The following is a 12,611-nucleotide window of genomic DNA, read 5'->3' as shown; positions in this document are numbered from 1 at the left end:
GCGCTTCTATGAATTTAAAGTATAATCTTTTGTCCCTTGTATTTTTGATTTTTTTGTCCTCTTGTAATTCTGATTCTTCGGAAGTACAGCCGCCACAAAATGTAATTGAAGATCCTGTTTCAGCTCTTTTAGTTTTCCCTGAAAATAATACAGAATGCAATGAAGGAACAGTTGTAAATGAAACCCAAAGTAAAGTAACCTTTCTTTGGAACGCTTCTGAACATACAGATTCTTACGAATTGGTTTTGACTAATAAGGAAACTGTTGAAATTTCTAATTTTGATTTGATTGATAATTCCTATGAAATCACCATTGAAAGAGGAACAAGCTATGAGTGGTACGTAATATCAAAATCTCAGGAAAGTCAAGAAACTGCTAAAAGTGAAACATATCAATTTTTTAATGCCGCTCCAGGAATCGTAAATCATGTACCTTTTTCTGCTGAAGCCATTACTCCTGAGAATAACTCAATCTTTACAGCTATTTCTGGAAACGTAACCCTTAAATGGGAGGCTACGGATATTGATAATGACATAAAGGATTATGAAGTTTTTTTTGGAGTGAATAAAGAAGAATTGGAAAATAAAGGAGTGCAATCAGTTTCTAATCTAGAAGTAGATGTCGTTTCTGGAACTACTTATTATTGGAGGATTAAAACAAATGATGAAAAGAATAACACATCAACATCAGAGTTGTTCAGTTTTACTATTAATTAGTTATTTAGCTATAAATCAACATATTAATTCAACTTTTGGGAGTTCGGTATCTAGATGCCAAATGAATATAACATGACTATTCCCTCCATATGTATTCAAATCTTGTAATCACAAATTATTGAACTAAAATAACAATATAGCTACTGTTATAAACTCATATTTTTAATTATTTCTCACCTCAATAGTATGAAAAAAAATGTTTTAGGATTCAATATCTTCATTTTGCTTGTCTTCTTCATTTTCAGTAGTTGTTCAGATAATTCTTCAGAAGAATTCAAGAATGACCTAGCTCTTGGCAATATGGAACAGGATTCTGTGGTTAATAATCCGGATAACGGAATGGAACAAGATTCAGTGGCAAATAATCTAGATACGCCAGATAATGAACCCGTAATTTTAGATCCCAGGTTACCAGCCGATGTAGATTCAACTTATGTTCTGACATTTGAAGACGATTTTAACCAACTTCCAGGTACGTTGCCTAATGCAGACAAATGGCAGAGTAAACTTCCTTGGGGACCAAGTGTGACAATAAACAATGAGCGTCAGTATTATACAGATGTTCTTAATGGAGATCATAATGCACCAAACCCTTTTGATTTTGACGGGAATAGTAATCTAATTATAACCGCTGGCCTAAATTCTCCTGCACAGGTAGAAACTACGGGATTGGATTATTACTCCGGCGTACTAACTGGTGCACAGTCCACTCCGTATAAGGATGGCTATATAGAAGCCAAAATTTGGTATGAACCTGGAGTTGCAGGATTTTGGGGTGCGTTTTGGTTGTTACATAGGTATTACGATAGCCCTCAAGATACAGGCGCCAATGGTAAACGCAGGACCGAAATAGATTGGGAATTTGTGCGAGGACCTGGTGGGGAATTTTTGGGTGGTCCTTATGATACAGACCGCATACCTGTGGCGTATCATTATGATGATGGACAGTGGTCTATATCGGGCGGCGGGTTCAAAGGACCAAACGGCTCTCCTGGCTTATCGGTACAGTGTGATGGCACTGTGATAAACAATAACAAGGGTGTTGGACCTGTAAAACAGCCCAGTGGTGAAGATTTAGCAGGTGCTTGGCACCGATACGGTGTCTGGAAAACAGATAATTTTGTGAAGTGGTATTTAGATGGGATACTAGTGGCTAGTGTATGTGATCCTGCTATTGTTAGTCAAATAGAAATGTATCCAATTGTTAACATTGCTATTGGCGGTAATTTTCCTGGCCCACCAAATCCGGAAGACTATCCTACTTCCATGCTAGTAGATTACATATCATTGTGGGAGCCAACGGTTAAGTAAAACTAAACTCATCCTAAGAATAAAGAATCTCGGTTGTTTTTATAATTCATTTTGGCCCAATATGGGTATAAGTAAAATCTATGGGATATGTAACACAAGTTACTATGGGCAGGGGAGCTAATGGGTAGTTTTACTAAACGAATTTAAAACATAGCAATTATGGAAACCTTAGAATTAAAGTTAGGATTAAGCCAAGATTATAGAATGGATGTTTCAGGAAAATTAAATTTTCTTTTAGCAGATTTTCAAATTTATTATATGAACCTAAGAGGTTTACATTGGAATGTTAAAGGGCGAAGATTTTTTATGTTGCACGAAAAGTTTGAAGAGCTTTATAATGAAACTAATGATGTGGTTGATGAAATTGCAGAGCGTATTTTGTCTATAGGAGAAAAACCATTACACTCTTTTGATGATTATTTGGAAAGTAAAACTATTAGAGTCACTAAGAACATTTCTGATGGAGACCTTGCCGTTAGTTCAATACTGGATAACTTAAACGAACTATTACTTCAAGAACGAAATATTCTTGAGATTGCTTCCGATAACAATGATGAAGGCACAGCTTCTTTAATGAGTGATTTGATTTCAGGTCAAGAAAAATTAATTTGGATGTTAACTGCTTATCTAAGTTAGGTTTACATTTAAATATCATATAAAAAAAGCAAAAATCTCGCTGGATTTTTGCTTTTTCTATTTCATAGAGGTCCTAATAATTCGAATAGAGAAAGTGTATTTAATTTTTACTGCCTGAAATAGCGTCTTGGTTATAATGAGTAGAGAGTAGAATCAGATTTAATACTTATAAATACATTACAAAACACCATTATTTTTTAGGTTTTATAAAGACGTAGAAGACTTCAAATTAAATAACTGCCATTTTTGCGAATTTCATATTTAAAAGCATGAATTTTTAGTGTCATAATTCGCCTTTTTGACCAGGGTCATATATCTTAGTGTACCTTTTAACAACTAAGGGTTGCAGACCTTTAAGTATTTTCTTCCTGATTGTATTTTTTATTCGGGGTATTGCGATGGAAAGTATAGGGATTACGGTCATAGACAAGTCTAAATAAAAAATGATATCATAATGTGGTACGTTAAAAATGCATTGACGCGAAAGAATTTGATGGCCTTAACGGGCCTATTCCTTTCCTTTTTCCTTATCATTCATTTATTGGGTAATCTTCAGCTTTTATTGCCAGTAGAAGAGGCCAGGCTACAGTATAATTGGTATAGTCATTTGCTAGCAGGTAATATTGTTATAAAAGTGATATCCATTGTTCTCTACGCGTGCATTTTATTGCATACCATAGATGCCATTTACATGAGCCTTAAAAGTAAAAAAGCCAATGGACCGGGCTATGCCAAGGATAATCGGGGAAGAGCAAGTAAATGGTACGCTCGGAATATGATGTTTTTGGGAAGTATTATTTTTCTCTTTTTGGTTATACATTTCAAAGACTTTTGGTACCATTACAAATTTGGAGAAATGCCTCTGGATGAAAATGGAAACAAGGATTTATATACGCTTGTCATTGCCGCATTTGACCAACTGTGGTACGTTATATTATATGTCTTAGCTATAATAGCTTTAGGATACCATTTGTTGCACGGAGTATTCAGTGCACATAGAACACTGGGGCTTTATCATCCTTTATATTCCAAAATAGTAAAGTTTTTAGGAATGGCATACGCTGGTATTATGACTGTGGGCTATATCATTATACCTGTTTTTATTTATCTAAACCGTTAAGTAGATGAAAAATTCTTTGAATACTAAAATACCGGAAGGACCACTTAGTGAAAAGTGGAACACTTATAAAAAGAAAGCTAAATTGGTTAGTCCCAATAACCGAAAAAAGCTGGAAGTTATTGTGGTAGGAACAGGTTTGGCAGGAGCTTCTGCAGCTGCTTCACTTGCGGAGATGGGCTATAACGTAAAGAGTTTTTGCTTTCAAGATTCGCCAAGAAGGGCGCACTCTGTGGCTGCACAGGGTGGTGTAAATGCGGCGAAGAATTATAAAAACGATGGGGATAGCGTATTCAGGATGTTTTATGATACCCTTAAAGGAGGTGATTTTCGCTCTCGGGAGGCAAATACGTACCGCCTTGCAGAATGTTCGGCTAATTTAATAGATCAGGCAACCGCGCAGGGCGTCCCATTTGCAAGGGAATATAGTGGTTATCTCAGGAACCGTTCGTTTGGTGGTGTTCAAGTATCCAGAACGTTTTACGCAAGGGGCCAGACAGGGCAACAATTATTATTAGGTTCTTATCAAGCTCTAATGCGGCAGGTCAATACCGGAAAAGTAAGCCTATACGCAAGACACGAAATGTTAGATCTTGTCCTTATTGACGGTAAGGCCAAGGGGATTATCGCTAGAAATTTAGACACCGGAAATGTGGAGCGTCACGGAGCACATGCCGTAGTGCTCGCTACCGGAGGTTTTGGTAAAATCTATTACCTATCAACATTGGCAATGGGCTGTAATGTTTCTGCCATCTGGCGGGCACATAAAAAAGGAGCGTTTATGGCCAATCCCAGCTGGACACAAATTCACCCTACCTGTTTGCCACAAAGTGGGGAATACCAGTCGAAGCTTACTTTAATGTCCGAATCGTTACGGAATGATGGTAGGATATGGGTGCCGAAGGATAAAAACGAAACCCGTAAAGCAAACGATATTCCGGAAGAGGAAAGAGATTATTATTTGGAACGCAAATATCCCGCTTTTGGGAATCTAGCGCCAAGGGATATAGCTTCCAGATCGGCCAAAGAACAGATTGATGAAGGAAAGGGTGTTGGGGAGCTTAAAAATGCTGTTTACCTAGATTTTTCAAGGGCACTAAAAGAATATGGAAAGGATGTTATTGTGGAACGCTACGGCAACTTGTTTTCGATGTACAAGAAAATTACCGACATAGATGCTTATTTGGAACCGATGAAAATCTCTCCAGCTGCCCATTTTTCCATGGGAGGGCTTTGGGTAGATTATGAGCTAATGACTACCATTCCAGGACTTTTTGCCATAGGGGAGGCTAATTTTTCGGATCACGGCGCAAACCGGTTGGGAGCTAATTCACTATTGCAAGCTTGTGTAGATGGGTATTTTGTTTTGCCTTATACGCTTCAGAATTTCCTTGCGGACGAGATTAAGAATCCAAAAACAGATATTAATCATCCTGAATTTGACAAGGCAGAAGAGGCAGTTAAAAAGCAGATGGAAGGGTTTCTTGCTACCAAGGGAAACAAAACTGCAGAAGAATTCCATAAGGTATTGGGAAGTGAACTTTATGATAAATGTGGTTTATCTCGCTCTAAAGAAGGTCTTGAAAAAGCTATCGAAAACATCAGAGAATTACGAAAAGAATTTAAGGAGAATCTTATTGTACCCGGTGATGCTTCAGAAGTAAACAGCGAATTAGAAAAAGCTGGTAGGGTAGCGGATTATATGGAAATTGCGGAACTGATGTGTGTTGATGCGCTACAGAGAGAAGAATCTTGCGGAGCACATTTTAGAATAGAATATCAAACCGAAGAAGGAGAAGCCAAACGAGACGATGCTAATTTTTGCTATTCCTCTGCCTGGGAATGGAACAAGGATCCGTCTACACCAATATTGAATAAGGAGAACTTGACTTTTGAAACAGTAACACCTTCTGTGCGAAGCTATAAATAAAAGAGAATGAAAATACACTTAAAAATATGGCGACAAAAGGATAGCCAAAGCAAGGGAGGATTTAAAGAATATACTTTGGATGATGTTCACCAAGAAATGTCTTTTCTGGAGATGCTGGACACCCTGAATATAAAACTAGTTAAAAAGGGAGAACATCCTGTAGAGTTTGACCATGATTGTAGAGAAGGTATTTGTGGCCAATGTGGAGTTATGATTAACGGTATAGCCCACGGTCCTTTAAAAAATACGACTACCTGTCAGCTTCATATGCGTTCTTTCAAGGATGGAGATACCATATATGTAGAACCTTTTAAAGCAGCCGCTTTTCCCGTTGTCAGAGACCTAAAAATCAACCGTTCTTCATTGGATCATATTATTACTTCAGGAGGTTATGTGTCCGTAGATACCGGGCAGGCTCCGGAGGCCAATACCATACCAATTACCAATGAAATTGCAGAAGCTGCTTTTGACTCCGCTGCTTGCATTGGTTGCGGTGCCTGTGTGGCAAGTTGCAAAAACTCTAGTGCTGCTTTGTTTACAAGTGCTAAGATTACCCAATTAGAACTTTTGCCACAAGGTAAAAAAGAAACTAGAAAAAGGGTAGTGGCTATGGTCAATCAGATGGAGGAAGAAGGTTTTGGACATTGCACCAATACCGAGGCTTGCCAGGTAGAATGTCCTGAAGACATTTCAGTACTTAATATCGCGCGGATGAATTACGAGTATAACAAGTCTAAAATCCTAAACTAAAATGATAACCTTGTATTTTGAAAATCAGCGGTTCAATTTCAGGAAAAACCATCAATAATTTTCTGTCAATGTAATGCCTTGTGAGCTTGCCCCGAGGTAGTTTACTATATTATTTAATTATACCGCTAACAAACCAAATTCCTTTAAATGATTTATTGGTTTAGAGAACCAAAAAAGTTCAAAATTCTCAAAGTCTTTTTCAAAATTCGTTTTTAAGCTTTTAAAAGAAGGTAAAACATCTGCCGAGGGCGTAAGATTAGGAAGCTGGTTTAAAAACCACGTTCCTTCTTCTAACTCTAGTGTAATGGCAATAGTCTCTTGTTTGTCATAAAATGTAAGGCTTAGCATCTCCCAAGATTTTCCTCGCTTTGTTTTTGTAATGACGTTGGAATTAGGTTCGCCACCTATCCAAACAATTTTAGCGTTAGGCTTAACCTTAAATTCAACAGGGGTGTTTAATGAATCTTCAATAAAATAAGGTTCAATTTGAGTTTGGGGAATAGTAAAATCAAACCAATCTTGTATAGGCATATCAAAACCAATACCGTGCATAAAATTAAAAAGCGATTTTTTTAGCCCAAAACTAAATATACCATGGTCAATGCCGGTATTATCTTTAAACTGAACATCATTATTGGCAAAAGTAATATCCTCATAAGTAGGTACAATACCATAATCATGTGGAGCTAGTCCTATAGGACTATGCGCAGTTAAGGCAAATTGATGCCAAAAACCAGATTGGATGATACCCAACTGAAACAACTGCCTGACCATTTCTAAGCTATCTATCGTTTCTTGAACGGTTTGGGTAGGATAGCCATACATTAGGTAACTATGCACCATAATATTAGCGCTCGTAAAATTGCGCGTAACCTGCGCTACTTGTTCAACAGTAACCCCTTTATCTATCAATTTTAATAACCGATCAGAGGCTACTTCTAAACCTCCCGAAATTGCAATACAACCAGATGCTTTTAAGAGTAAACACAAGTCTTGGGTGAAATTTTTTTCAAACCTAATATTCGCCCACCAAGTAACGCTAAGATTCCTTTTTAAAATCTCTAGGGCCAAAGCTTTCATTAAAGATGGCGGAGCAGCTTCATCTACAAAATGGAAACCGTTTTCTTTAGTTTGCGCAATAACTTCCTCCATCCGGTCTACCAAAATACGGGCTGCAACAGGCTCATAGATTTTTATATAATCTAAAGAAACATCACAGAAAGTGCATTTTCCCCAATAACAGCCATGTGCCATGGTTAATTTGTTCCAACGGCCATCGCTCCAAAGGCTATGCATAGGGTTTGCTACCTCTATTACGGAAATATAGGTATCTAACAGTAGGTCTGAGTAATCTGGCGTGCCTACTTCGCTATGTTTATAATCTGGTTTGGTACTATTATTTTTGTACACAACAACACCGTTTTCTAATAAAAAGGTGCGTTTTAGCTCCGTTTCTGAGTTATTTATGCAATAATTAGTCAATAATTCAACCGGTAACTCTCCATCGTCCAAACTAATAAAGTCAAAAAAACTAAAAACCCGCGCATCAGAAATAGACCGTAATTCGGTATTAGGAAAACCACCACCCATGGCAATTTTTATGGAAGGAAAATTTTTTTTTATATGTTCTGCGCATCTAAAAGCACTATACAAATTTCCAGGAAAAGGGACTGAAAAACATACCAACTTGGGCTGTACTTTGGTTAAATGTTCGTGCAATGTAGAAATAGTAAGTTCGTCTATATAAGATAAATCATCTTGCAAGGCCTCATACAACTCATCAAAAGAATTTGCACTGCGCCCTAATCGCTCTGCATAGCGACTAAAGCCAAAATTAGGGTCGATACATTCCACCAAAAAATCGGATAAATCTTCTAAATACAAGGTAGCCAAATGTTTAGCTTTGTCCTGCATACCCATAGTACCAAAAGCCCAGTCTAAATCGTCTAACTGATTAAAACGAGATGCTTCCGGTAAAAATCCATCGGTACAAATCTGTCTTGCTAAAGTTTCGTTTTTACCTTGTAAAAAAGAAATTACCGCTTCTATAGAATTTAAATACGCATGGCGCAACCCGTAAATACGCTCACAATTTTCTGATACAATAGTTTTGTTTTCAAAAGCACTATCAAACAAAAACTGTAATTCTTTTCTAGTAAAAAGCGTATTAATGACTTCAATACCAAGGTCTAACTGAAAACTAGAAATCTCTTTCGTATTTAAAAAACCTTTGAGGTATGCCGTTGCAGGGTACGGTGTGTTTAGTTGTGTAAATGGTGGGGTAATAAGTAAAAGGTCTTTCAAAATAGGAACATATTATAACGCCAGAGCTATGTTTAGTAAGGAAATTAGCCTATAATTTAACGTTTCTTCTTTTTAGACCTATGACTGCTTTTTTGACGTGAATGACTGGAAGGAATAGCATCATCAAACGTGTTTTTAACGGCTACAGGTTTAACGCTTTTCCAAGTCTTATTCTCTTTTTCAGGTACTAAAACATCTACTAAATCTTTTCTGCCCAACTTATTTAAGGTGTTTCTAATCCAATCTTTATTTCCTTTTTTATACCAAAAAAAGAAACGATGTTGCTCATCTTTTTCTTCTTTGGATTTTGGGGTTTTAGTAGGTTTTAAAGTATAGGGATGATAACCGCTATAATAAATAACCGTTGCAACCGTCATAGGAGTAGGAGTGAAGCCTTGTACTTGTTCTAACTGAAAGCCCATATCCTTGGTTTCTGCAGCCAAATTAGCCATATCTTCTACTTCACAAGCCGGATGGTTTGAAATAAAGTAAGGAATAAGCTGAAGTTTTAAATTCTTCTTAATATTGATTTTGTCAAAACGCTCTTTAAACTTATGAAAGTATTGAAAAGAAGGTTTACGCATCAACTTTAAAACCGGGTCAGACGTGTGTTCTGGTGCGACTTTTAAACGTCCAGAAATATGCTTTGTCATCACCTCTTCCGTATAATCATCTAATTCTTTTGGATCTGCATTCTTGTTGAATTCAGGCACCAACATATCATGACGAATACCACTACTAATAAACGATTTTTTTATTTTTGGATTTTTATCTATGGCTTGGTATAATTCGGTTAGCGGTTTATGAGAGGTATCTAAATTGCTACATATTACGGGTGAAATACATGAAGGAGCAACACATTTATCGCAAATGGATTGTACTTTTCCTTTCATTTGATACATATTAGCAGAAGGCCCTCCAATATCTGATAGGTAGCCTTTAAAATCAGGCATATTGGCAACTTTGTCTACTTCCCTTAATACAGACTCTTTACTTCTACTAGCTATAAATTTACCTTGATGTGCTGAAATTGTACAGAAACTACAACCGCCAAAACAACCACGGTGAATGTTAATAGAAGTCTTGATCATTTCAAACGCGGGAATTGGCCCACGCTTATTATATTTTGGATGTGGTAACCGTGTGTAGGGTAAATCAAAAGAAGCATCAATTTCTTTTTCAGTCATTGTTGGGTATGGTGGATTGATTACCAACGTTCTGTCTTTTACCCCTTGAAAAATTCGTCTTGCTTTAAGTTTATTAGATTCTTGCTCTATAATTTTAAAATTAGAGGCAAACTTTTTCTTATCCTTTAAACAGACTTCATGCGATACAATTTCTACATCTTCCCAATTTTTATTTTTAGGAATGGACTCATCTTTATGTACTAAAAAAGCAGTTTGTTTTATGGTTCTTAAGCTTGAAAAAGGAACTCCTTTTTGCAATAGCTTAACCACTTCTCGCAAAGGTTGTTCACCCATACCATAAACCAACATATCTGCCTTGGAAGTTTCTAGTATACTTGGCATTAGCTTATCACTCCAATAATCGTAGTGAGTAACCCGCCGCAGCGAAGCTTCAATTCCACCTATTAAAACTGGGATATCAGGAAACTTATCTTTTAAAATACTGGAATAAACAGATGTAGCATAATCAGGTCTAAATCCTTTATCACCATTTGGTGTATAGGCATCTTTATCTCTACGTTTTTTACTCGCTGTATAATTGCTTACCATAGGATCCATACAACCACCAGTAACGCCAAAAAATAATTTTGGTGTCCCTAATTTTGTAAAATCTTGCAAATCATCGGTCACACTTGGTTGCGGAACGATAGCCACTTTTAAGCCATAACTTTCTAAAATACGACCAATTACAGCTGGCCCAAATGAAGGGTGGTCTACATAAGCGTCTCCGCTAAATAGAATAACATCTAATTCCTCCCAACCCCGAATTTTAACTTCTTTGTTCGTAGTTGGTAGCCAATCTGTAAGTTTGTTGGTTTGCATATGGTTGCAAAGATACGGTTAAATTGGGTTTTGCAAGGCTATACTTAAATCCACCGGGATAAATTTGCTCAGTAGTTCAAAAAGAGTTTTTGAAATATTGAAAAACTGAAAATTTTGGTCTTTAGGTTATGGCCATCAGCGGTTTGGCTAAGCGTAGTGCGGAAGTAAGGAAACTTTTCGTTTCCGATTAAGCACTTAGCCAAATCAAAAAAATTGGCGGACTTTATAAAAATACACAAACCCTACGACTATGCCCGAAACCCGTATTGTTTATAGGTTTTGTTGTAACACGTTTTATTCCGTTCTAGTTTTTTTCATGATATTTTGGATTCGGCATAAAATCTCCTTCAATAATTCCATTTCCATTCACTTTCCAAGCTCCTTTAATATATTCAGGAGGTACTTCGCCTTTACCTTCGTATTCTTTATCTAAAACATAAACCCATCCATTTGGGTGTTTTTTTGCTTCTTCAATTAACTCTGGTGTTTTTTTCATTAACTCAGTTTAGCTTTTAATTTATCCCAAATCGAAATCTTAATATTCGAATCATTTTTGGTAAATTTTATTTTGTTCCAATGTTTATCCAAATCTTTAACCGACTTTATTTTGAGTCCTCTAATATTAATTTCAGCCAATCCAGTTTTTAAATCTTCCGACATATTTTTATAAAGATTAATATTGTCTTGCTCAATATTACTTATTTCTACACTTTCAATTTCTGAACTGAATTGAGTCGAGAGTCTTTTCCATAATTCTGCGTCTTGATAGTCTGAATTATAGCAGATAATTGGTTTTTCATTGTCTTTTAGGTTAACGAATTGAACAATTTCTGCAAACATTTTGGTCTTTTGACTTTCATTTAAATTCGTTTTAGTCAAGTCATCTAAATGAATTCTTACTCCGCCAACATAGGTAGACCACAATTCGTATTCCTTTCCATTCAGTTTATAGAGAATCCCTTCCCCGCGAAAACCGAATTTAATATGAGAAAAGGTTTTTGTTTTAGCAGTAGACATTAGTTTGGTCTAAATGTGTTACAACGCCTAAGCTAAGCGTAGTGCGGAAGTAAGGAAACCTTTCGTTTCCGTCTTAGCACGAAGCTAAAGCTTATTGTTTAGTTTTATTTTTTCTTTTTCAAAGCTAAATCCATAAGATTTAGCGACATCATAAATATACACAGACCTTTCGGTTTTGCCCTAAACCCCGCATTACGTTTAGGTTTTGTTGTGCTTAGGTTTTTTTATGCCCAATGAGTTTTCGTCAAGCCATATAACCTCCCAGTTAAGTCTTGGTGCGGTATCATAACTATCAAGATTTAATTGTTGTAATTCAGTATCCAAACTAAAATAACCAATATTACTTTTGTTACTCCGACGAATTCCAGTTCCGCATCTACCAATTGGTTTTCTTCTTGAATAATAAGTTATAAGATATTCGCCGGTTGTTTTAAACTGTATGCCAGTACTACCTATATTACTAAATTTACCGCGTTTGTATATGGTAATAATAGAATCATCTTCGTCAAAAATTTGTTCAGAAGTCCAATGTCCAATTAGGTTGGATTCAGAGATTTGATTTTCCTGACCAAAAATTAATGCAACAAAAAGAAAGGTAAAAAGGGTTGTTAATTTTCTCATAGATTTATTGAAACAAGAATCGTTCCAACTTAAGCTCAACGGTCCGCGTATATCTTCCGGAAGGCGCAGCCTCCCGAGTGGAAGATTGCTGTGACTTCTGGAATATATGCCCAGTTGTGTGTAGTTATCTAAAGTAGGTAGTAAAGTTGGCAAAAGCAAAACAGCCTTAATTAAAGTCGCGGCATGCCCGGACCGTTGAG

The 12,611-nt window shown here is 36.5% G+C and carries 11 protein-coding genes; 6 read left to right on the top strand and 5 right to left on the bottom strand.

Going from position 1 to position 12,611, the window contains the following annotated elements; translation table 11 throughout:
* Positions 1 to 8 precede the first annotated feature (8 nt).
* From HW347_RS17655 to HW347_RS17630, 6 genes are all read left to right on the top strand, one after another.
* Positions 9 to 716, top strand: a complete 708-nt coding sequence (locus HW347_RS17655) for a hypothetical protein (protein ID WP_214613070.1) — start codon at positions 9 to 11, stop codon at positions 714 to 716.
* A 186-nt stretch (positions 717 to 902) separates the two neighbouring features.
* Positions 903 to 2,027: a glycoside hydrolase family 16 protein gene (locus tag HW347_RS17650; protein WP_214613069.1), complete on the top strand. Its 1,125-nt coding sequence runs from the start codon at positions 903 to 905 to the stop codon at positions 2,025 to 2,027.
* Positions 2,028 to 2,186: 159 nt separating this feature from the next.
* A complete protein-coding gene (locus tag HW347_RS17645) occupies positions 2,187 to 2,663 on the top strand; it encodes a Dps family protein (protein WP_214613068.1) in 477 nt (158 codons plus the stop codon).
* Between the two features lie 454 nt (positions 2,664 to 3,117).
* Entirely contained in the window at positions 3,118 to 3,783 is a 666-nt protein-coding gene (locus HW347_RS17640; RefSeq protein ID WP_214613067.1) for a succinate dehydrogenase cytochrome b subunit, read from the top strand.
* 4 nt (positions 3,784 to 3,787) lie between these two features.
* A complete protein-coding gene (locus HW347_RS17635) occupies positions 3,788 to 5,710 on the top strand; it encodes a fumarate reductase/succinate dehydrogenase flavoprotein subunit (RefSeq protein WP_214613066.1) in 1,923 nt (640 codons plus the stop codon).
* Between the two features lie 6 nt (positions 5,711 to 5,716).
* The gene (locus HW347_RS17630) at positions 5,717 to 6,460 is read left to right on the top strand and encodes a succinate dehydrogenase/fumarate reductase iron-sulfur subunit (RefSeq protein ID WP_214613065.1); all 744 of its coding nucleotides are present in this window, start codon (positions 5,717 to 5,719) and stop codon (positions 6,458 to 6,460) included.
* A gap of 117 nt (positions 6,461 to 6,577) precedes the next feature.
* Here HW347_RS17630 and HW347_RS17625 read toward each other — a convergent pair whose 3' ends face one another.
* The 5 genes from HW347_RS17625 to HW347_RS17605 form a co-directional block, all read right to left on the bottom strand.
* Complete coding sequence (locus HW347_RS17625; RefSeq protein ID WP_214613064.1) at positions 6,578 to 8,764, bottom strand: B12-binding domain-containing radical SAM protein; 2,187 nt, start codon at positions 8,762 to 8,764, stop codon at positions 6,578 to 6,580.
* A 56-nt stretch (positions 8,765 to 8,820) separates the two neighbouring features.
* Entirely contained in the window at positions 8,821 to 10,773 is a 1,953-nt protein-coding gene (locus HW347_RS17620; RefSeq protein ID WP_214613063.1) for a YgiQ family radical SAM protein, read from the bottom strand.
* A gap of 304 nt (positions 10,774 to 11,077) precedes the next feature.
* Complete coding sequence (locus HW347_RS17615) at positions 11,078 to 11,269, bottom strand: hypothetical protein (RefSeq protein WP_214613062.1); 192 nt, start codon at positions 11,267 to 11,269, stop codon at positions 11,078 to 11,080.
* The gene (locus tag HW347_RS17610; protein WP_214613061.1) at positions 11,269 to 11,790 is read right to left on the bottom strand and encodes a hypothetical protein; all 522 of its coding nucleotides are present in this window, start codon (positions 11,788 to 11,790) and stop codon (positions 11,269 to 11,271) included. The genes HW347_RS17615 and HW347_RS17610 overlap by 1 nt, the downstream gene beginning before the upstream one ends.
* A gap of 198 nt (positions 11,791 to 11,988) precedes the next feature.
* The coding region (locus HW347_RS17605) for a hypothetical protein (protein ID WP_214613060.1) at positions 11,989 to 12,611 on the bottom strand (623 nt) is incomplete at its 5' end.

Origin of the sequence: Zobellia barbeyronii, from assembly GCF_018603515.1 — a bacterium.
Taxonomy (GTDB): domain Bacteria; phylum Bacteroidota; class Bacteroidia; order Flavobacteriales; family Flavobacteriaceae; genus Zobellia; species Zobellia barbeyronii.
Note: the sequence above shows the minus strand (reverse complement) of the source record. Positions and strands in the feature narration are given on the sequence as shown.